Genomic DNA, 20,524 nt, shown 5'->3' on the forward strand with positions numbered 1-20,524 from the left:
CTAAGGTGATCCTTTCGGATGTCCTTGGTCTCGCGGGCCGTTGAGTCCTTTGTACTCCTGAGTCGAAGCAAGCGGAAGTGGTGCCCGCACTTCTTTACTTTTGCGCTCATACGCGGGTGAAAGAGACGGAACTGCCGTACGCGCGTGAGGGCAGCGCGCGGGAGGGCGGGCAGCGGGTCAGGCCACCGTGGACCGTCGCCGGCTCGCGTACCAGACGAGGCCCGCGGTGGCCGCCGCGGCCCCTACCGCGGCGGCGGCGACGAGCGCCGGGCGCGGCGGCACGGAGAAGCCCCGGACCCGCTGCTTGAGCCGTACCGGGCGATGGAAATCGAGGATCGGCCACTCGCGCGCGAGAGCCTCACGGCGCAGCGCCCGGTCCGGGTTCACCGCGTGGGGGTGGCCGACGGACTCCAGCATCGGCAGGTCCGTCACCGAGTCGCTGTAGGCGTAGCAGCGCTTCAGGTCGTACCCCTCGGACTCCGCCAGCTCCCGGATGGCCTCCGCCTTGGTGGGCCCGTACGCGTAGTACTCCACCTCGCCCGTGAAGCAACCGTCGTGCCCCACGATCATGCGGGTCGCCACCACGCGGTCCGCGCCGAGCAGCTCGCCGATCGGCTCGACGACCTCGGCGCCCGACGTGGAGACGATCACGACGTCACGGCCGGCGGCGTGGTGCTCCTCGATGAGCGAGGCGGCCTCGTCGTAGATGATCGGGTCGATCAGGTCGTGCAGGGTCTCGGCGACGAGTTCCTTGACCAGCTGGACGTTCCAGCCGCGGCACAGTGCGGAGAGGTACTGGCGCATCCGCTCCATCTGGTCGTGGTCGGCCCCGCCCGCGAGGAAGACGAACTGGGCATATGCGGTGCGCAGGACGGCCCTGCGGTTGATCAGACCGCCTTGGTAGAAGGACTTGCTGAACGTGAGTGTGCTCGACTTCGCAATGACCGTCTTGTCCAGGTCAAAGAAGGCCGCCGTCCGGGGCATGGAGTGGGGCAGGGAGTGGTTTTCCACGACCCTGAGCATAGGCGCAGCCCATTCGGCGTAAGGTGGGGCGCGTGGGTTTGCCTGAGAAGGCTCTCGGGTACACCATGGAAGTCACGGATCGTTCGCGACCGTGCTAACCCGGTCCGACTCCTCCCCCCCCGAGTCGGCCGTGGAGACGACCCCCGCTCTCCCCCCCGGCGGGGGTCGTCGCATGTCCGGATGCGTTTTCCCTCCCTCCTTCGGCCTCAGGCGTCGCGTGAGGGCGGGATCGCGGAGGCGTATTGTCATGCGCATGACTGTTACGCAGGGTAGTCGTCGGGCTGCTCTGCGGAAGTCGCGCACGGGGTCGAGTGAGGGTGTGCGGGCTCACTGGTTCGAGTGATGGCGATATTCACAACAGTCGAGTTGTCCACAGTTTTTGACCAAGATCCACACGATTTCCCGGATCACTGCACCGTGATTCCCATGCGTCCGGGCCGCGCCGAGTTCCACGGCCGGTTCCGTTTGCCGGACGCGTATGGCCGGGTTCGACCGACGGCCAAGTCGACGTTCGAGTGGATTGTTCAAGTCGGGCGTCGCAGCCGGGCGTCGAAGTCGGGCGTTCGAGTGGGGCGTTGAAGTCGGGCGCCCCATCCGCCGTTCGGGTGGGGCCGATCACCGGTTTCCACTCGGCCGGGACCGCGGGGCCGCAGGGGCCGCACGAGAGACCACGAGATGTCGGACGCGAGCGCGGAAGTCGCGACGACGGGGGACACACCATGACCGGAACCATCACCCACGACCCGCCGTACGCCGCCGGAGGGCGGCAGAGCGGGCCACTGATCGTCACCGAGGACACGGAACTCCTCGACGACCTGCTGCGCCTGTGCGCGGCGGCGGGCGCCACACCGGAGGTGCACCACTCGGTGCCGGCGACGCCCGCGATCCCCTCGGCGTCCGGCCCGTGGGGCAGCTGGGAGGCCGCACCACTGGTCCTCGTCGGCGACGACGCCGCACGGCGCGTCCGCGGGGCGGTCCGGAGGCGAGGAGTGGTCCTCGTGGGCCGCGACCAGGACGACTCGGGGGTATGGCAGCGGGCCGTGGAGATCGGCGCCGACCACGTCCTGATGCTGCCCGACGGTGAGCAGTGGCTGGTCGACCGCATCGCCGACGTCGCCGAGGGCGTCGGACGGCCCGCTCTCACCGTCGGCGTCATCGGCGGCCGGGGCGGTGCCGGGGCGTCCACGCTGGCCTGCGCGCTCGCCGTCACCTCGGCCAGGGAAGGGCTGCGCAGCCTCCTGGTGGACGCCGATCCGCTGGGCGGCGGCCTGGACGTCCTCCTCGGCGGCGAGACGGCCGAGGGGCTGAGGTGGCCCGCGTTCGCGGCCTCGCGCGGGCGGGTCGGCGGCGGCGCCCTGGAGGAGTCACTGCCCGAGCTGCACTCGTTGCGGGTGCTCAGCTGGGACCGGGGGGACTGCGTGACGGTGCCTCCCCAGGCCGTGCGGGCGGTGCTGGCCGCTGCCCGGCGCAGGGGCGGCACAGTCGTCGTCGACCTGCCGCGCCGCATCGACGACGGAGTCGCCGAGGTCCTCGCCCAGCTCGACGTCGGGCTCCTCGTCGTCCCGGCCGAACTGCGGGCCGTCGCCGCCGCCGGCCGGGTGGCAGCCACGGTCGGCATGGTCCTGCCCGACCTGCGCGTCGCGGTACGCGGACCGTACGACTCCGGACTCGACGACCGCGAGGTGGCCGGGCTGCTCGGCCTCCCCCTGGTCGGCGAGGTCCCCGTCGAACCGGGCCTCCTGCGCGCCACCGACAGCAGGCGTCCTCCGGGCGCGTCCGCGCGCGGACCGCTGGCGCGCTTCTGCCGGGAGTTCTGGGAGCGGGCGCTGGTGGAGACGGGCGGTGGGACGGCATGAAGGTGTCGGCGGACGCGCTCGGTCGAGGGGATCGCCCGACGACGGCGCCGGGGCCTGCCGGTGTGCGGCCGTCGGGCGGTGATCCGGCGACTTCCGGGGGCCGGGCCGCAGGGGGAGGTCAGAGCGGCCGGGTCGTGGGAGGAGTTCTGACCGGCCGGGCTGTGGGACCACCCGACGGGCGGCCGACCGCGCGCGCGGTCCCGGGCTGGGCCGCACGGGCAGCCGCGGGAGCGGGGCCTGGGGAGACTGCGGGGTCGGTCTTGGAGTCGGTCGGCGGGCGGGGCTTGGGGGCGGTCGTCGGGCAGGGCTTGGGTCCGGTTGCTGGGCCGGGTGGCATGGGTTCGATTGCTGGGCGGTACGCGGAGCCGGTCGTCGGGCGGGGCTCGGGGTCAGCCGTCGGGCGGGGCTCGGGAACTGCTGCTGAGTGGGGTGCGGGCTCGACCGCTGGGCGGGGCGGGAGGTCGGTCGTCGGGCGGGATTCGGGGCCGGTCGTCGTGCGGAGCCCGGGATCGGTCGCCGTGCCGGGCCCGGGGTCGGTCAGCGGACGCCGTGCGGCGGAATCGGCGTCCGGGCGGTCCGAGGGAACGGCGTCCGGGCGGTTTGCGGCGGAGGCCTTCGGGAGCGGTCCGGGGCCTGCCTCGGGGATGCTCGACGGCGTACGGCGGTGGCTTGCCGAGAGCGGGGCGGAGCCGACGCCCGCACGCGTGGCGCAGGCGCTGCGTGAGCAGGGGCGGGTGCTCGGGGACGCGGAGATCCTGGGCGCCGCCGAACAACTGAGGTCGGAGCTCGTCGGCAGCGGACCCCTGGAACCGCTGCTCGCCGATCCGTCGGTGACCGACGTGCTGGTCTCCGCCCCGGACCGGGTCTGGGTGGACCGGGGCGGCGGGCTGGAACTGACACCGGTCGCCTTCCCGGACGCCGGTGCGGTGCGACGGCTCGCGCAGCGCCTCGCCACGGTCGCCGGTCGCCGGCTCGACGACGCCCGCCCCTGGGTGGACGCCCGGCTGCCCGACGGCACCCGGCTGCACGCGGTGCTGCCCCCGGTCGCCGTCGGCTGCACGTGCCTGTCGCTGCGGGTGGTGCGGCCGCGCGCGTTCACGCTCGACGAACTGGTGGCCGCGGGCACCGTACCGCCCGGCGGTGACCGCGTCCTGCGCGCGCTGCTGCGGGCCCGGCTGTCCTTCCTCGTCAGCGGCGGCACCGGCAGCGGCAAGACGACCCTGCTGAGCGCGCTGCTCGGGCTCGTCGGCCCGGACGAACGCATCGTGCTCGCCGAGGACTCGGCGGAACTGAGGCCCGATCATCCGCACGTCGTCGGTCTGGAGACCAGACCCGCCAACCAGGAGGCCGCGGGCCTGGTCACCCTGGAGGACCTGGTGCGGCAGGCGCTGCGCATGCGACCGGACCGGCTGGTGGTCGGCGAGGTGCGCGGCCCCGAGGTGGTCCACCTGCTGGCCGCGCTGAACACCGGTCACAGCGGTTGCGGGACGGTGCACGCCAATGCCGCCGCCGACGTACCGGCCCGGCTGGAGGCGCTCGGCACGGCCGCCGGGCTGGACCGGGCGGCTCTGCACAGTCAGCTGGCGGCGGCCCTGTCGGTGGTCCTGCACCTGGCGCGGGACCGGACGGGACGGCGCCGGATCGCCGAGGTGCACGTACTGGAGCGCGAGCCGTCGGGGCTGGTGCGGACGGTTCCGGCGTTGCGGTGGGGCGCGGAGGCCTTCGTGGCCGAGCGCGGCTGGGAGCGGCTGCGGGAGCTGCTGCGGGGTGACGGACTCGAGACGCGATCTCTTGGAGAGGAGGCCCGCAGGTGACGGGGACGGGGACGGAGACGGGTGGACTGTCGACAGGCGTGGCCCTGGCGCTCTTGGCGGCGGCGGCATGGCCGGTGGGCAGCGGATGGCACACCGGGGTGCGGCGTGCGCGGCTGGTGCTCGCCGCCGGCGGCGGGGCGGTCGGTACCGGGCCGCCGCCGGTGCGCCGGGCGACGGACGGGTTGCGGCGTCTCCGCGCCCGGCTGAGGCCCGAGTGGTGGTCACTGGCGGCCGGACTGGTGCTGGCGGTGCTGGGCGACTCCGTGCTGCCGGTCATCGCGGGGGCGGCCGGGGTGCCGGTACTGCGACGGACACGGCTCGCGGCACGGGCGAGGCGGGCCAGGGAGAGCCGCCGGGACGCGGTGATCGCGCTGTGCGGCGCGCTCGCCGGGGAGGTGCGTACGGGGCAGCAGCCGGGCGAGGCGCTGCTGTGTGCCGCACACGACTCCGGAGGACTCGGCGAGGCACGGGCGGCGGTGCTGGCGGCGGCCCGCTTCGGCGGGGACGTCCCGGGGGCGCTCGCGGCGGCGGCGCGGCAACCGGGCGCCGAGGGGTTGCGAGGGCTCGCGGCGTGCTGGCGGGTCGCCGTCGACCAGGGTGCCGGGCTCGCGGCCGGCCTCGACCGGCTGGAGGGCGCCCTGCGCGCCGAGCGGGACCAGCGCTGCGACCTGCGGGCCCAGTTGGCCGGTGCCCGCGCCACGGCGGTGATGCTCGCGGGCCTGCCGGTCCTCGGTCTGCTGCTCGGCGTCGCCCTCGGTTCCGACCCGCTGCACGTCCTGCTGCACACGGGAGCCGGGCTGGGCTGTCTGCTGGCCGGCGGAGTCCTGGAGTGCCTGGGCGTGTGGTGGGTGGCGCGGATCGTACGGGGAGCGGAGGCGGCGTCGTGAACGGGGACGTCGTCCACAGGCTGGGGGCGGTGGTGGGGATGTTGCTGGCCGCCGGGTGGCTCGCGCGCGGATTCGTGACCGGCCGACGGCGGCGGAGGGTGCGTAGGCGACTGGCCGGGCTGCTGGCCGCCCGACCGGTCCGCGCCGCCCCGCGAGGCCCCGCGGTGCTGGGCGCCGCTCGCGACTGGCTGCCCGTGGCGGGCGTGGTGGGTGCCGGTTGGGCCCTGGTCGGGGGCGTGGCCGGCGTCGTGGTGGGCGTGGTCGGGGCGGCAGGGATGTGGCGTTGGCGCACTCGACGGTCGGCCGCCGGCACGGCCGAGGCGGAGACCGTTGCCGCGGAGGCCGCGAGGCAACTTCCTCTGGCGGCCGACCTGCTGGCCGCCTGCATCGCGGCGGGTGCCGGGCCGGTGGCCGCGGCCCAGGCGGTGGGCGAGGCCCTCGGCGGGCCCGTCGGCGAGGCCTTGGGACGGGGTGCCGCTGAGGTGCGGCTGGGCGGTGAACCGGACGGCGCCTGGCGTGCGTTGGCCGCGCTGCCGGGCTCCGGGCCCCTGGCGCGGCTGCTCGAACGGGCCGATGTGTCCGGTCTGCCCGCAGCCGGTCCGGTCGCTCGACTCGCCGCCCAGGCCCGTGCCGACCGGTCCCGCGCCATGACGACCCGGGCCCGCCGCGCGGCCGTCCTGGTGACCGCCCCGGTGGGGCTGTGCTTCCTGCCCGCCTTCATCGCGGTGGGCGTACTGCCGGTGGTGATCGGGCTCGCGGGCGGGGTCCTGGGAGACGGGGGAGGTGGGCGCTGACGGGGCGGGGGCGGGGCCAGGCGCGGCGGCGGTCCGGTGAGGAGCCGGCGCTCGTGGCGGACGAAGCCCGCGACGAGAACAACGGATCAACGACGAGAACAACGGGTCAACGACGAGAACAACGGGTCAACGACGAGAACAACGGATCAACGACGAGAACGACCGACCGGCGAGAAGAACGACGGACCGGCGACGAGAACAACGAACCAGAACCTTACGGGGGTTGCGATGTATCAGGTGGTACGGGCACGGCTGAGTGTCCTGATGGGCGCGGTACGCACGACGTGGCTTCGGCGGGCTGGGCGAAGGGACGCAGGGATGGTCACGTCCGAGTACGCGATGGGGATCGTCGCGGCGGTGGCCTTCGCCGTGGTGCTCTACAAGGTGGTCACGAGCGGCGCGGTCAGCGCGGAGCTGCAGGGCATCGTGAAGCAGGCCCTCGATGCGCGGATGTGAACGGGCGGCGAGGACGGGATCGCGCGGCGCCGCCCGCGGCGACCTCGACAGCCGCTCGAGGAACGGTTGGAGGAGCGGGTCGGGGAGGGGTCCGGGCTCGGGTTCCGACAGGGGGTTCGTGACGGCCGAGACGGCCGTGGTGCTTCCGGTGCTGGTGGTGTTCGCGATGGCGCTGGTGTGGGGGCTGCTCGTGGTCGCCGCGCAGATCCAGTGCGTGGACGCTGCCCGCACGGGCGCCCGTGCGGCCGCTCGCCAGGACCCGGCCGACGCGGTCCTGGAGGTCACCAGAGAGGCGGCACCGCGCGGGGCGAGGGTCACCGTCGACCGGGAGGCGGGCAGGGCCCGCGTGGTCGTCGTCGCCGAGCCACCGGCCTTGCACGGCCTGCCCTTCGAAGTGCGGGAGGAAGCGGTGGCATCGGTGGAGCAGACAGTGGGGGCGGAGCCGTGAAGGACATCGCCGCGCCCCGACGGATGACAGCCCCGGGCCCCCGCTGGGACCGGGCCCCCGTTGCCGGCCTCCGTCTCGGCTCGGGCCGGGCTTCTGGTCCTCGTCCTGGCAAGCGCCCTCGTCCTGGCCGCGATCCGGGCCCCCGCCCCCGCCCGGGGGCCGGGGGCGAGGTCGCCGGGACCGACCAGGGGTCCGCCACGGTGTGGAGCGTCGGTGCCATCGCCGTTCTCTGCCTGGTGTTCGGCATCGTGCTGGCCCTGGGGCAAGCCGTCGTGGCCCGGCATCGCGCGGCCGGCGGTGCCGACATGGCGGCGCTCGCGGCGGCGGACCACTGGGCTCTGGGCGGAACCGCGGCCTGCGTCCGGGCGGAGCGGGTCGCACGGGCGCAGGGCACGCGGTTGGTGCGGTGCGTGCTCACCGGCCAGGTCTCGGACGTGACGGCGTCGTCGGGCCGTGGGCTGTTCGCGGCGGAGGTCCGGGCGAGGGCCGGCCCGGCGTCCGAGGCGGCTGCTCCTGTGCCGAGGGCCCCGTCGACGGAGGAACCGCCGACGGGCAGCCCGGTGGTCGGGAGCCCGACGACGGTATCCCCCGACCCCGGGGACGGCCCCGGGGACGAGGGCGGTGGCGGTGGTGGTGACGGGGGACCGGGCCCCGGAGGCCCCGCCGACCCGGCCGGTTTCACGGTCCGGCGTCCGTCGTCTCCGCCCCCCGCAGCAGCACCGTGAGCAGCCGTACGGCTCCCCGCTTGTGCAGGGGATCGTTGCCGTTGCCGCACTTGGGGGACTGGATGCAGGAGGGGCAACCGGCCTCGCACTCGCAGGAGGCGATGGCCTCCCGGGTGGCCGTGAGCCAGTCGCGAGCCGTGTGGAAGGCGCGCTCGGCGAAGCCCGCGCCGCCGGGATGGCCGTCGTACACGAAGACCGTCGGCAGCAGCGTGTCCGGGTGCAGGGGGACCGACACGCCGCCGATGTCCCAGCGGTCGCAGGTCGCGAACAGGGGCAGCATGCCGATCGAGGCGTGCTCGGCGGCGTGCAGGGCCCCGCCGAGGATCTCCGGGTTGATCCGGGCCGCGTCCAGCTGGTCCTCGGTGACCGTCCACCACACCGCGCGCGTGCGCAGGGTCCGGGGAGGGAGGTCGAGCTTCGTCTCGCCCAGCACCTCGCCGGTGATGAGGCGCCGGCGCAGGAAGGAGACCACTTGGTTGGTGACCTCGACGGAGCCGTAGCACAGGCGCCCAGCGCCCCACGGGACCTCGGTGTCGGTCTCCAGGACGGAGATCGCCGTCGTGTCGCGGGCCACCGTGGAGTACGTCGGCGTGGCCTGTTCGACCAGGGCGACGGAGTCCTCCAGGTCGAGGGTGCGGACGAGGTACGTGCGGCCCTGGTGGAGGTGGACGGCGCCCTCGTGGACCGTCGTGTGGGCGGCGCCGGCGTCGACGGTGCCCAGCAGGCGCCCGGTCCCGGCCTCGACGACCTGGACCGGACGGCCGCCCTCTCCGCGGATGTCGGTGAGGTCGGCGGCCCGTTCCCGGCGCGTCCAGTGCCAGGCGCGGGTCCGGCGGCGCAGCAGCCTGGCCTCCTCCAGCTGGGGGAGCAGCTCCTCGCAGGCGGGGCCGAAGAGGGGCAGGTCCTCCTCGGTCAGGGGGAGCTCGGCCGCCGCCGCGCACAGGTGGGGGGCGAGGACGTACGGGTTGTCGGGGTCGAGGACCGTGGACTCCACGGGCTGGTCGAACAGGGCCTCCGGGTGGTGGACGAGGAAGGTGTCCAACGGGTCGTCGCGGGCGACCAGCACCGCGAGGGCCCCCTGCCCGGAACGGCCCGCGCGGCCCGCCTGCTGCCACAGCGAGGCCCGTGTGCCCGGATAGCCGGCGATCACCACGGCGTCCAGGCCGGAGATGTCCAGGCCGAGTTCGAGGGCGTTCGTCGCCGCGAGGCCGAGGAGTTCACCGGAGTGCAGGGCACGTTCCAGGGCGCGGCGCTCCTCGGGGAGGTAGCCGCCGCGGTAGGCGGCCACCCGCCGGGACAGCGAGCGGTCGACCTCGGCGAGGCGTTCCTGGGCGATCACCGAGATCAGCTCGGCGCCACGCCGGGAACGGACGAAGGTGATCGACCGCAGGCCCTGCACGGTGAGATCGGTCAGCAGGTCGGCGGCCTCGGCGGTGGCGGTGCGGCGCACGGGCGCGCCCTTCTCACCCTCCATGTCGGTCAGCGGCGGTTCCCACAGGGCGAACACCAGTTCACCACGGGGTGAGGCGTCGTCGGCGACCTCGACCACCGGGAGCCCGGTGAGCCGGCGGGCCGCCACCGCGGGCTCCGCGGCGGTGGCGGAGGCGAGCAGGAACACCGGCGACGCGCCGTAGCGGACGCACAGGCGGCGCAATCTGCGCAGCACCTGGGCGACATGGGAGCCGAAGACGCCGCGGTAGGTGTGGCACTCGTCGATGACGACGTACTTCAACGACTTCAGGAAGGAGGACCAGCGGGGGTGGGACGGCAGGATGCCGCGGTGCAGCATGTCCGGGTTGGTCAGCACGTACGTGCCGTACTGGCGGATCCACTCGCGTTCCTCGACCGGCGTGTCGCCGTCGTACACGGCTGCCCGAACTGATGTGCCCAGAGGTTGTGAAAGTTCCTTCACGGACCGGCACTGGTCGGCGGCCAGCGCCTTGGTCGGAGCCAGGTAGAGGGCGGTGGCGCCCCGTCCGTTCAGGGCCTCCGAGCCGTCCAGGAGCGCCGACAGCACCGGCACCAGATACGCCAGGGACTTGCCGGAGGCGGTACCGGTGGCCACGACCACCGAGTCGCCGTCCAGCGCGTGCTCGGCCGCCGTCGCCTGGTGGGCCCAGGGGTGTTCGATGCCCGCGGCCTGCACCGCGGCGACGACCTCGGGGCGAATCCGGTCCGGCCAGACGGCATGACGGCCCGGACGCGGGGGCAAGTGCTCCGTATGAGTGATGCGCGCAGCCCGGTTCGGCCCCGCGGCGAGCCGGGTCAGGATCGTGCCTGGTTCGGGCCGGGAGCCGGGCCCAGCCGGGGATCGATCGGATCGGAGATTCTTGGCCATCGGCACCGAGTCTGTCACTGGCGTGACGGACAATGGGACCAAGGCGTCGTGCACGCCTGCCGGTAAGTGATTGAATGCCATCGCGGCTGGCGAACCGTCCTGGGGGCTTCAAGCCGAGGTGTCCCGAAGGGCGACCGCTCGATAGCAAGGTGCTGGAGGATCCGTGGACCTGTCCCTGTCGACCCGTACCGTCGGCGATCGTACGGTCGTCGAGGTCGGTGGCGAAATTGACGTATACACCGCGCCCAAGCTGCGTGAGCAGCTGGTCGAGCTCGTGAACGACGGGAGTTTCCACCTCGTCGTCGACATGGAGGGCGTGGACTTCCTCGACTCCACCGGGCTCGGCGTGCTGGTCGGCGGACTGAAGCGGGTGCGTGCCCATGAGGGCTCGCTGCGCCTGGTCTGCAACCAGGAGCGCATTCTCAAGATCTTCCGTATCACCGGCCTCACCAAGGTGTTCCCCATTCACACCTCGGTCGAGGAAGCGGTGGCGGCCACCGACTGACGACCTGTTCCGGGCCGGTGGGCCCGGGACGACTTGAGTACAAGGGGGTCCGGGCCGTCAGCGGTCCGGGCCCTCGACAGCACGCCCGTAGTTCCGAGGGGGATGCATGGCCACCGTTGAACTCCGTTTCAGCGCGCTGCCCGAGCATGTCCGCACCGCCCGTCTCGTGGCGGCCGCGGTGGCACGCAGGGCCGGAGTGGACGAGGCCGTCCTCGACGAGGTCAGGCTCGCCGTCGGTGAGGCCTGCACCCGGGCCGTGGGCCTGCATCAGAACGTCGGCATCACGGCGCCGGTCAAGGTGTCGCTGATCGAGGAGGAGAAGCAGTTCTCCATCGAGGTCGGCGACGAGGCGCCGCACGCGGTGTCCGGGGCCGGAACCCGGGGCGCCGCCGGGGGTGACCCGGAGGCCGAGGAGGACGAGATGGGGCTCGCGGTGATCAGTGGGCTCGTCGACGACGTCGAGGTCACGGCCGGTGAGGACGGCGGCCTGATCCGCATGACCTGGCCGACCGCGCCCGCGGTGCTGCCGCCGGTCTGACACTGCCGCGGTCCCCGCAGCCATCGGAGTTCACCCGAAGGGCCCTACCCCGTAGGGCCCTTCGTCGTGTGCGGGCGAGGATTCCCACGCTTACAGTGGTCCCGAGCGCACGCCAAGTGAATTCGTTCACGATCAATAGTTCGGGCAATCCGCGGGCAATCCACGATCAATCCCGCGGAGAAGGATCACGGATTTAATGCCGGAAGGGCATTACTACTTCCGGGCTCCTTGTGGTTGACAAGATATTTCCTTTTGTCGTGCACTGTTTTGATCAGGTTCCGGTACCTACAATCCCGTCCACATCTTGAGCTCAGCCCAAGCGTCAAGGAGGACGAATGGCGGAGCTTTCCACCTCTCATCAGTTGGGCGACACCTCGACCCTCGCCGCCGCCGTACTGACCGACGGAAACCGCGTCCTGATCGCGGTGATCGCGGTCGTCGCGCTGGCGGCGCTGGTCCTCGCGGCCGTCCTGGTACGCCAGGTGCTCGCCGCGGACGAGGGCACCGACAGCATGAAGGAGATCGCGGCGGCGGTTCAGGAAGGCGCGAACGCCTACCTGGCCCGGCAGCTGCGCACGCTCGGCGTATTCGCCGTCGTCGTGTTCTTTCTGCTCATGCTGCTGCCCGCGGACGACTGGAACCAACGTGCCGGGCGGTCGATCTTCTTCTTGATCGGCGCGGCGTTCTCCGCGACCACCGGCTATATCGGCATGTGGCTCGCCGTGCGCAGCAATGTGCGTGTCGCCGCGGCGGCACGGGAAGCGACACCCGCCCCGGGTGAACCGGAAAAGGATCTCACTCTCGTCTCGCACAAGGCGACGAAGATCGCGTTTCGCACGGGCGGCGTGGTCGGCATGTTCACGGTGGGGCTCGGCCTGCTGGGCGCCTGCTGCGTGGTGCTGGTGTACGCGGCCGACGCGCCGAAGGTCCTGGAAGGGTTCGGTCTCGGCGCCGCGCTGATCGCGATGTTCATGCGGGTCGGCGGCGGCATCTTCACCAAGGCCGCCGACGTCGGCGCCGACCTGGTCGGCAAGGTCGAGCAGGGCATTCCCGAGGACGATCCGCGCAACGCCGCGACCATCGCCGACAACGTGGGCGACAACGTCGGCGACTGCGCGGGCATGGCGGCCGACCTCTTCGAGTCGTACGCCGTGACCCTGGTGGCCGCGCTGATCCTCGGCAAGGTGGCCTTCGGCGACTCGGGGCTGGCCTTCCCGCTGCTGGTGCCGGCGATCGGCGTGCTCACCGCCATGATCGGCATCTTCGCGGTGGCGCCCCGGCGGTCCGACCGCAGCGGCATGAGCGCGATCAACCGGGGGTTCTTCATCTCCGCGGTGATCTCGCTGGTGCTGGTGGCGGTGGCCGTCTTCGTCTACCTGCCCGGGAAGTACTCGGAGCTGGACGGCGTCACGGACGCGGCGATCGCGAGCCGCGACGGCGACCCGCGGATCCTCGCGCTCGTCGCGGTGGCGATCGGCATCGTGCTCGCCGCCCTGATCCAGCAACTGACCGGCTACTTCACCGAGACCACCCGACGACCCGTCAAGGACATCGGCAAGACCTCGCTCACGGGGCCCGCCACCGTCGTCCTCGCCGGTATCTCGCTCGGCCTCGAGTCCGCCGTCTACACCGCCCTGCTGATCGGTCTCGGCGTGTACGGGGCGTTCCTGCTCGGCGGCACCTCGATCATGCTGGCGCTGTTCGCGGTGGCGCTGGCCGGCACCGGCCTGCTCACCACGGTCGGTGTGATCGTCGCCATGGACACCTTCGGACCGGTCTCCGACAACGCGCAGGGCATCGCCGAGATGTCCGGTGACGTCGAGGGCGCCGGCGCCCAGGTGCTCACCGACCTGGACGCGGTCGGCAACACCACCAAGGCCATCACCAAGGGCATCGCCATCGCCACCGCCGTCCTCGCGGCGGCGGCCCTGTTCGGGTCGTACCGGGACGCCATCACCACCGGCGCCGCGGACGTGGGCGAGAAACTCAGCGGCGAGGGCGCGCCGATGAGCCTGATGATGGACATCTCGCAGCCCAACAACCTCGTCGGGCTCATCGCGGGCGCCGCTGTCGTCTTCCTCTTCTCGGGACTGGCGATCAACGCCGTCTCGCGGTCGGCGGGCGCGGTCGTCTTCGAGGTGCGGCGGCAGTTCCGGGAGCGGCCCGGAATCATGGACTACAGCGAGAAACCCGAGTACGGCAAGGTCGTCGACATTTGCACCAGGGACGCCCTGCGGGAACTCGCCACGCCCGGGCTGCTCGCCGTGCTGGCGCCCATCTTCATCGGGTTCACGCTCGGCGTGGGCGCGCTCGGCGCGTTCCTGGCGGGCGCGATCGGCGCGGGCACGCTGATGGCGGTGTTCCTGGCCAACTCCGGTGGTGCCTGGGACAACGCCAAGAAGCTCGTCGAGGACGGCCACCACGGCGGCAAGGGCAGCGAGGCCCACGCCGCCACCGTCATCGGCGACACGGTCGGCGACCCCTTCAAGGACACCGCGGGCCCCGCCATCAACCCTCTGCTCAAGGTCATGAACCTGGTGGCACTGCTCATCGCGCCGGCGGTCATCAAGTTCTCCTACGGCGCCGACGAGAACATGGTCGTGCGGGTACTGATCGCGGTCGTCGCCTTCGCCGTCATCGCGGCGGCGGTCTACGTCTCCAAGCGGCGCGGCATCGCCATGGGCGACGAGGACGATCCCGACCCGAAGCCCAAGTCGGCCGATCCGGCGGTGGTTTCGTAGTCCTCGGCGCGAAGCCTCGTACGGGGCGCAGGTCAAGGCACGGGCGGACGGCGCGGGGTGACGCGTCGTCCGCCCGTGACGTGTTCCGCACCTCTTTCACCGTGAGCCTTATCTCTCGTGGTGCAAATGGCTGCAATACCGTCATAACGGATGTTCGTCCTGCGGATGTCCCCCATCCGGCGTGTATGTTCCGGGGCCGAGAGCCATGGAAGGGACCAATCCGGTGAACAAGAAGCTCGCGGCCGCACTGTCCGGCGGTGCGGTACTGGTACTGGCGTTGACGGGATGCAGCAGCGGCGACGACGACGACAAGCTGGACGCCTGGGCGAAGGACGTCTGCGACGCGGTGCAGCCGCAGGCCAAGAAGATCGAGTCGGCCAACGCGGCGATCCAGAAGGAGACCTCGGACAACAGCACGCCGGCGGAGGTCCAGAAGACCGACGCCAAGGCGTTCCAGGACATGTCCGACGCCTACAAGGCGATGGGCGGCGCTGTCCAGAAGGCCGGGGCGCCGGACGTCGAGGACGGCGAGAAGAAGCAGAAGGACGCCGTCACCGAGCTCAACGGCCTCTCCGCGTCGTACGCCTCCCTGCGCAAGCAGGTGGAGGAACTCGACACCAAGGACCAGGCGAACTTCGCCGACGGCCTCAAGGACATCGCCACCGAGCTGAACAAGCTCAGCAAGAGCGGCAGCAACGCGCTGAAGACCCTGGAGGAGGGTGAGGTCGGCCAGGCGATGGCCAAGCAGGAGAGCTGCAAGTCGGCCTCGGTGACGCCGTCGGCCGCCGCCGGCTGACCTCTGCCGCACGGGCGCGGGGCGGGGGCCGCAGGGCCACAATGGGGGTGTGAGTAACGCCAGCCTGTCCCCCCTGCCCTCCGCCGACCGCCCCGACGTCACCGCCCGGCTGCGGGACGCCCTGCTCGGCGCCTCCTTCACCGCCGACGGACTGCTGGAGCTGCTCGGTGCTCCCGCCTACGCGGCGCTGTCACGCAGCGAGACCGTGCCCGCGCTCCGGGCCACCCGCGGCGACACGCCGCTGGAACACCTCGTACGGCTGTTCCTGCTCCAGCAACCCGTGCCCCACGCGCGCGCGGCCAACGTGCTGCCCGTGGACGCCTGCCTGGAGACCGGATGGCTCGTCCGCGCGGGCGACGACGAGGTGGCGGCCACCGTGGACGTACGGCCGTACGGAGGGCCCGGCGGCGAGGACTGGTTCATCGTGTCCGACCTCGGCTGCGCGGTCGGCGGCGCCGGCGGCATCGGCAACCACGCGGAGGGCGTCGTCCTCGGCGTCGGCGGAGCGTCGATGACGCTGGCCGGCCTGACCGTCCGTACGCCCGTCTCCGCCGCCCTGGACCTCGGCACCGGTTCCGGCATCCAGGCACTGCACGCCTCCCGGCACGCCACGCGCGTGACGGCGACCGACGTCAACCCGCGCGCGCTGCACATCACCGCGCTCACGCTCGCCCTGTCCGGCGCCCCGGCCGCCGAGCTGCGGGAGGGCTCGCTCTACGAGCCGGTCGACGAGGACGACACGTACGACCTGATCGTCTCCAACCCGCCCTTCGTGATCTCGCCGGGCGCCCGCCTCACCTACCGCGACGGCGGGATGGGCGGGGACGATCTGTGCCGGTCGCTCGTTCAGCAGACGGGGGAGCGGCTGAACGAGGGCGGGTTCGCGCACTTCCTCGCCAACTGGCAGCACGTGGAAGGGGAGGACTGGACGGACCGGCTGCGCTCCTGGGTGCCGCGCGGCTGCGACGCGTGGATCGTGCAGCGCGAGGTGCAGGACGTCACGCAGTACGCCGAGCTGTGGCTCAGGGACGCGGGTGACCACCGCGCCGACGCGGCCGAGTACCAGGCCCGCTACGACGCGTGGCTGGACGAGTTCGAGGCGCGCAAGGTCAAGGCGGTCGGCTTCGGGTGGATCTCGCTGCGCCGGACCGGGTCCGCGGAGCCCTCGATCACCACCGAGGAATGGCCGCACCCGATCGAGCAGCCGCTCGGCGAGACGGTGCGCGCGCACTTCGACCGCGTCGACTACCTGCGCGCCCACGACGACGCCGCCCTGCTGGAGGCGCACTTCACGCTGGCGGGCGAGGTGGTGCAGGAGCAGGTCGGGCTGCCCGGAGCCGAGGACCCGGAGCACGTCGTGCTGCGCCAGAACCGCGGCATGCGCCGCGCCACCCGGGTCGATACCGTCGGCGCCGGGTTCGCGGGCGTCTGCGACGGCTCCATGAGTGCCGGGCGCATCCTCGACGCCATCGCCCAGCTGGTCGGCGAGGACCCGGTGGCGCTGCGCGACCGCACACCCGCCCAGATCCGGCTCCTGGTGGAGCAGGGCTTCCTCGAACCGGCGTAGGCGGTGTGCGCCGGACGGCCCTGGAAACCGGCGCGACCGGGGGTCGGCGGTCGCCGGGGCCGGCCCGGGGAGGGTCCCGCGGTCGCCGGAGCCGCCGTAGGGCAGGCCCCGCGGTCGCCGGAGCCGGCGGACGGAAGGCCCGCGGTCGCCGGGCCGGGACCGGCGGATGGCGGATGGCGGATCACGCTGTGCCGGACCCTGCATCGGCCGGTTCCCGCGGTCGCCGGGCCCGGCGAGGGCCGGTCCCGCGGCCGGGCCCTGCATCGGCCGGTTCCCGCGGTGCCGGACCCTGCATCGGCCGGTTCCCGCGGTGCCGGAACCGGCATCGGGCGGATCTCGCGGTGCCGGAACCGGCTTCGGGCGGGCAGCGACGGTCCCTGGGGCCTACAGGAGAAACGAGCCACGGGCGGTCGCACCGCCGGTCCGTCGGCTCCTCGTTCACCTCGGGTTCGCCTGCCCGCCGCCCGCGCGTGACAGCCTCCCCGGGGCTGGACACGCGCGGGCTGGAGAAAAGGGGCACGGGGACCATGGAGAGCGGGCCGGCGATCTTCGCGGGAATGGTGTTCGCCCTGTTCGGAGCGGGTCTGCTGACCTGGACGGCGACCCGGGTACGGCACGGCCGGCCCGTCGCGCAAGGTGTGAGCCCCGTCGCATCGGCGACGCTCGCGAGTGTCGCCGGAGTCATCGCGCTGGCCCTCGGGGCATGGTGCCTGACACGCGTCTGACAGGCCGGTTCCGGACCTCGGCCGCACCCCCGCCCAGGTAATCGGCGGGTCGCGCTCCGGATACACGCGCCAGGGCCGGTACGCACTCCGGGCGGCAGGAACAGGGTTCGTCGGGTTACCGTTCGAGTGGCCGTTGCGGGCTTTTCCCGTTTGACACGGGGGCGGGAGGTACCGTCACACTCCGCAGCGTCACGACCGAAACGCAGCCCGACCCGACCCCGGGAGCACTGCCTGGGGAGGCCCCAGCGTCGACCGGAGAGAAGAGCGAAGTTGTCCCCGACCAGCGAGACCGCGAACGGCGGCCGCCGACTCGTCATCGTCGAGTCGCCTGCCAAGGCGAAGACGATCAAGGGCTATCTCGGCCCTGGTTACGTCGTCGAGGCGAGCGTCGGGCACATCCGCGACCTTCCCAGCGGTGCCGCGGAGGTGCCGGAGAAGTACACCGGCGAGGTCCGTCGCCTCGGTGTGGACGTAGAACACGACTTCCAGCCCGTCTATGTGGTCAACGCCGACAAGAAGGCGCAGGTCAAGAAGCTCAAGGACCTGCTGAAGGACTCCGACGAGCTCTTCCTCGCCACCGATGAGGACCGCGAGGGCGAGGCCATCGCGTGGCACCTCCAGGAAGTCCTCAAGCCGAAGATCCCGGTCAAGCGCATGGTGTTCCACGAGATCACCAAGGACGCGATCCGGGCCGCCGTCGCCAACCCGCGCGAGCTCAACCAGAAGCTCGTGGACGCCCAGGAGACCCGCCGCATCCTCGACCGCCTCTACGGCTACGAGGTCTCGCCGGTCCTGTGGAAGAAGGTCATGCCGAAGCTGTCGGCGGGCCGCGTCCAGTCCGTCGCCACGCGTCTGGTCGTCGAGCGGGAGCGCGAGCGCATCGCCTTCCGTTCCGCCGAGTACTGGGACCTCACCGGCACCTTCGCGACCGGCCGCGCGGGGGACGCCTCCGACCCGTCGTCGCTGGTCGCCCGCCTGCAGACCGTCGACGGCAGGCGCGTCGCCCAGGGCCGCGACTTCGACTCCCTGGGGCAGATCAAGAGCGCGAACACCCTCCACCTCGACGAGGCGAACGCCCGCGCGCTCGCCGCCGCCCTGGAGAACACGCGCTTCGCCGTCCGCTCGGTCGAGTCCAAGCCGTACCGCCGCTCGCCGTACGCGCCGTTCCGTACGACGACGCTCCAGCAGGAGGCGAGCCGCAAGCTCGGCTTCGGCGCCAAGCCGACCATGCAGATCGCCCAGAAGCTGTATGAGAACGGCTACATCACCTACATGCGTACGGACTCGACGACGCTGAGCGACACGGCGATCACCGCCGCCCGCGCCCAGGTCACGCAGCTGTACGGCGCCGACTACCTGCCCGCGCAGCCGCGGACGTACGCCGGCAAGGTCAAGAACGCCCAGGAGGCGCACGAGGCGATCCGCCCCTCGGGTGACCGTTTCCGCACGCCCGCCGAGACCGGTCTGACCGGCGACCAGTTCAAGCTCTACGAGCTGATCTGGAAGCGGACCGTCGCCTCCCAGATGAAGGACGCGACCGGCAACAGCGTCACCGTGAAGATCGGCGGCGCCGCCTCCGACGGCCGGGACGTCGAGTTCAGCGCGTCCGGCAAGACGATCACCTTCCACGGCTTCCTCAAGGCGTACGTCGAGGGCGCCGACGACCCGAACGCCGAGCTCGACGACCGCGAGCGCCGGCTGCCGCAGGTCTCCCAGGGCGACGCGCTGACGGCCGAGGAGATCACGGTCGACGGCCACGCCACGAAGCCCCCGGCCCGCTACACCGAGGCGTCGCTGGTCAAGGAGCTGGAAGAGCGCGAGATCGGCCGCCCGTCGACCTACGCGTCGATCATCGGCACGATCCTGGACCGCGGCTACGTCTTCAAGAAGGGCACGGCCCTCGTCCCGTCCTTCCTCTCCTTCGCCGTGGTGAACCTCCTGGAGAAGCACTTCGGGCGGCTCGTCGACTACGACTTCACCGCCAAGATGGAGGACGACCTCGACGCCATCGCCCGCGGCGAGGCCCAGTCGGTGCCCTGGCTGCGCCGCTTCTACTTCGGCGAGGGCGCCGGCAGCGGCGGCGCGGCCGACGCCGGCAACGGCGACGGGGACCACCTCGGCGGCCTCAAGGAACTGGTGACCGACCTCGGCGCGATCGACGCGCGCGAGGTGTCCTCCTTCCCCGTCGGCAACGACATCGTGCTGCGCGTGGGGCGCTACGGCCCGTACATCGAGCGCGGTGAGAAGGACTCCGAGAACCACCAGCGCGCCGACGTCCCCGAGGACCTCGCGCCGGATGAGCTCTCCGTCGAGCTGGCGGAGGAACTGCTCGCCAAGCCGAGCGGCGACTTCGAACTGGGCACCGACCCGGCCACCGGCCACACCATCGTCGCCAAGGACGGCCGCTACGGCCCCTACGTCACCGAGGTGCTCCCCGAGGGCACCCCGAAGACCGGCAAGAACGCCGTGAAGCCGCGTACGGCCTCGCTGTTCAAGTCGATGGCGCTGGACACGGTCACCCTGGACGACGCCCTGAAGCTCATGTCGCTGCCGCGCGTCGTCGGTACCGACGCCGAGGGCGTGGAGATCACCGCGCAGAACGGCCGCTACGGCCCGTACCTGAAGAAGGGCACGGACTCGCGGTCCCTGACGTCCGAGGACCAGCTCTTCACCATCACGCTGGACGAGGCGCTGGCGATCTACGCCCAGCCGAAGCAGCGTGGCCGGGCCGCGGCCAAGCCGCCGCTGAAGGAGCTGGGCACCGACCCGGTCAGCGAGAAGCCGGTCGTGGTCAAGGACGGCCGCTTCGGCCCGTACGTCACCGACGGCGAGACCAACGCGACCCTGCGCTCCGGCGACAGCGTCGAGGAGATCACGCCGGAGCGCGGCTACGAGCTGCTCGCCGAGAAGCGCGCCAAGGGGCCCGCCAAGAAGACGGCGAAGAAGGCCACCAAGAAGGCGCCCGCCAAGAAGGCGGCGCCCGCCAAGAAGGCGGCGGCCACCAAGAAGACGGCGGCGGCCAAGACGACGGCCGCGAAGAAGACGACGGCCAAGACCGCGGCGAAGAAGACGACCGCCAAGACGGCCGCCAGGAAGGCCACCACGTCGAATGCGGTGGAGGACTGATCCCTCCCGGGGGGCCTTCCTGTGCCCTTCCTGTGCCCTTCCCGTGCTCTTCCGGAGTCGACACCGGGCCGGTCCGAGCCGGTCCGATCCGGCCTGAGCCGGTCTGAGCCCGGATCAGGAACCGCGAAGGGGCTCCCGCGCCCTTCGCAGATCGAACGCCCCGGCATCATTTCGGTGTCGGGGCG

Annotated in this window: 15 protein-coding genes and 1 pseudogene; 14 read left to right on the forward strand and 2 right to left on the reverse strand. The window is 72.3% G+C overall.

What is annotated here, in order from left to right; all coding sequences use genetic code 11:
* Positions 1 to 177: 177 nt before the first annotated feature.
* Positions 178 to 1,023, reverse strand: a complete 846-nt coding sequence (locus SAM23877_RS19450; protein WP_053134728.1) for an HAD family hydrolase — start codon at positions 1,021 to 1,023, stop codon at positions 178 to 180.
* 719 nt (positions 1,024 to 1,742) lie between these two features.
* Here SAM23877_RS19450 and ssd point away from each other — a divergent pair.
* The 7 genes and pseudogenes from ssd to SAM23877_RS41335 all read left to right on the forward strand — a co-directional run.
* Complete coding sequence (ssd, locus tag SAM23877_RS19455) at positions 1,743 to 2,879, forward strand: septum site-determining protein Ssd (RefSeq protein WP_053134731.1); 1,137 nt, start codon at positions 1,743 to 1,745, stop codon at positions 2,877 to 2,879.
* Positions 2,880 to 3,523: 644 nt separating this feature from the next.
* Complete coding sequence (locus SAM23877_RS19460; RefSeq protein ID WP_053134733.1) at positions 3,524 to 4,693, forward strand: TadA family conjugal transfer-associated ATPase; 1,170 nt, start codon at positions 3,524 to 3,526, stop codon at positions 4,691 to 4,693.
* The gene (locus SAM23877_RS19465; RefSeq protein WP_053134736.1) at positions 4,690 to 5,580 is read left to right on the forward strand and encodes a type II secretion system F family protein; all 891 of its coding nucleotides are present in this window, start codon (positions 4,690 to 4,692) and stop codon (positions 5,578 to 5,580) included. Before SAM23877_RS19460 ends, SAM23877_RS19465 begins: the two co-directional genes overlap by 4 nt.
* Complete coding sequence (locus SAM23877_RS19470) at positions 5,577 to 6,374, forward strand: type II secretion system F family protein (protein ID WP_053134739.1); 798 nt, start codon at positions 5,577 to 5,579, stop codon at positions 6,372 to 6,374. The genes SAM23877_RS19465 and SAM23877_RS19470 overlap by 4 nt, the downstream gene beginning before the upstream one ends.
* Before the next feature lie 228 nt (positions 6,375 to 6,602).
* The gene (locus SAM23877_RS37585) at positions 6,603 to 6,830 is read left to right on the forward strand and encodes a DUF4244 domain-containing protein (protein ID WP_079030309.1); all 228 of its coding nucleotides are present in this window, start codon (positions 6,603 to 6,605) and stop codon (positions 6,828 to 6,830) included.
* Positions 6,831 to 6,948: 118 nt separating this feature from the next.
* Positions 6,949 to 7,278 carry a TadE family type IV pilus minor pilin gene (locus SAM23877_RS19475; protein WP_053134742.1) on the forward strand — a complete coding sequence of 110 codons (330 nt, stop codon included), beginning with the start codon at positions 6,949 to 6,951 and terminating at the stop codon, positions 7,276 to 7,278.
* Between the two features lie 164 nt (positions 7,279 to 7,442).
* A pseudogene (locus SAM23877_RS41335) lies at positions 7,443 to 7,808 on the forward strand (Rv3654c family TadE-like protein); the annotation flags it as partial.
* Between the two features lie 148 nt (positions 7,809 to 7,956).
* Here the strand turns inward: SAM23877_RS41335 and SAM23877_RS19485 are convergent.
* Positions 7,957 to 10,422, reverse strand: a complete 2,466-nt coding sequence (locus tag SAM23877_RS19485; RefSeq protein ID WP_053134744.1) for a DEAD/DEAH box helicase — start codon at positions 10,420 to 10,422, stop codon at positions 7,957 to 7,959.
* Between the two features lie 82 nt (positions 10,423 to 10,504).
* On the opposite strand from SAM23877_RS19485, the gene bldG reads away from it, so the two are divergent.
* The 7 genes from bldG to topA all read left to right on the forward strand — a co-directional run bounded on the left by bldG (position 10,505) and on the right by topA (position 20,339).
* Positions 10,505 to 10,846, forward strand: a complete 342-nt coding sequence (gene bldG / locus SAM23877_RS19490) for an anti-sigma factor antagonist BldG (RefSeq protein WP_003975386.1) — start codon at positions 10,505 to 10,507, stop codon at positions 10,844 to 10,846.
* A 106-nt stretch (positions 10,847 to 10,952) separates the two neighbouring features.
* Positions 10,953 to 11,384, forward strand: coding sequence for an ATP-binding protein (locus tag SAM23877_RS19495; RefSeq protein WP_053134747.1), 432 nt, complete (start codon positions 10,953 to 10,955; stop codon positions 11,382 to 11,384).
* A 335-nt stretch (positions 11,385 to 11,719) separates the two neighbouring features.
* A complete protein-coding gene (locus SAM23877_RS19500) occupies positions 11,720 to 14,125 on the forward strand; it encodes a sodium-translocating pyrophosphatase (protein WP_053134751.1) in 2,406 nt (801 codons plus the stop codon).
* Positions 14,126 to 14,330: 205 nt separating this feature from the next.
* Positions 14,331 to 14,921 carry a nucleoside/nucleotide kinase family protein gene (locus tag SAM23877_RS19505; protein WP_053134754.1) on the forward strand — a complete coding sequence of 197 codons (591 nt, stop codon included), beginning with the start codon at positions 14,331 to 14,333 and terminating at the stop codon, positions 14,919 to 14,921.
* Between the two features lie 49 nt (positions 14,922 to 14,970).
* Positions 14,971 to 16,488, forward strand: a complete 1,518-nt coding sequence (locus SAM23877_RS19510) for a DUF7059 domain-containing protein (protein ID WP_053134757.1) — start codon at positions 14,971 to 14,973, stop codon at positions 16,486 to 16,488.
* 527 nt (positions 16,489 to 17,015) lie between these two features.
* Positions 17,016 to 17,213 (forward strand): hypothetical protein, encoded by a 198-nt coding sequence (locus tag SAM23877_RS19515; protein ID WP_053134760.1) that lies wholly within the window; start codon positions 17,016 to 17,018, stop codon positions 17,211 to 17,213.
* A 270-nt stretch (positions 17,214 to 17,483) separates the two neighbouring features.
* Positions 17,484 to 20,339: a type I DNA topoisomerase gene (topA, locus tag SAM23877_RS19520; RefSeq protein WP_053134763.1), complete on the forward strand. Its 2,856-nt coding sequence runs from the start codon at positions 17,484 to 17,486 to the stop codon at positions 20,337 to 20,339.
* Positions 20,340 to 20,524 lie beyond the last annotated feature (185 nt).

It is taken from the genome of Streptomyces ambofaciens ATCC 23877 (assembly GCF_001267885.1).
GTDB classification, from domain to species: Bacteria; Actinomycetota; Actinomycetes; order Streptomycetales; family Streptomycetaceae; genus Streptomyces; species Streptomyces ambofaciens.

Excerpts from the sequence above, each read along its gene's own strand:
- SAM23877_RS19450 (WP_053134728.1), bottom strand. The coding sequence starts at position 1,023 with ATGCTCAGGGTCGTGGAAAACCACTCCCTGCCCCACTCCATGCCCCGG.
- ssd (WP_053134731.1), top strand. The coding sequence starts at position 1,743 with ATGACCGGAACCATCACCCACGACCCGCCGTACGCCGCCGGAGGGCGG.
- SAM23877_RS19460 (WP_053134733.1), top strand. The coding sequence starts at position 3,524 with ATGCTCGACGGCGTACGGCGGTGGCTTGCCGAGAGCGGGGCGGAGCCG.
- SAM23877_RS37585 (WP_079030309.1), top strand. The coding sequence starts at position 6,603 with ATGTATCAGGTGGTACGGGCACGGCTGAGTGTCCTGATGGGCGCGGTA.
- SAM23877_RS19485 (WP_053134744.1), bottom strand. The coding sequence starts at position 10,422 with ATGGCATTCAATCACTTACCGGCAGGCGTGCACGACGCCTTGGTCCCA.
- SAM23877_RS19495 (WP_053134747.1), top strand. The coding sequence starts at position 10,953 with ATGGCCACCGTTGAACTCCGTTTCAGCGCGCTGCCCGAGCATGTCCGC.
- SAM23877_RS19500 (WP_053134751.1), top strand. The coding sequence starts at position 11,720 with ATGGCGGAGCTTTCCACCTCTCATCAGTTGGGCGACACCTCGACCCTC.
- SAM23877_RS19505 (WP_053134754.1), top strand. The coding sequence starts at position 14,331 with ATGGAAGGGACCAATCCGGTGAACAAGAAGCTCGCGGCCGCACTGTCC.
- SAM23877_RS19515 (WP_053134760.1), top strand. The coding sequence starts at position 17,016 with ATGGAGAGCGGGCCGGCGATCTTCGCGGGAATGGTGTTCGCCCTGTTC.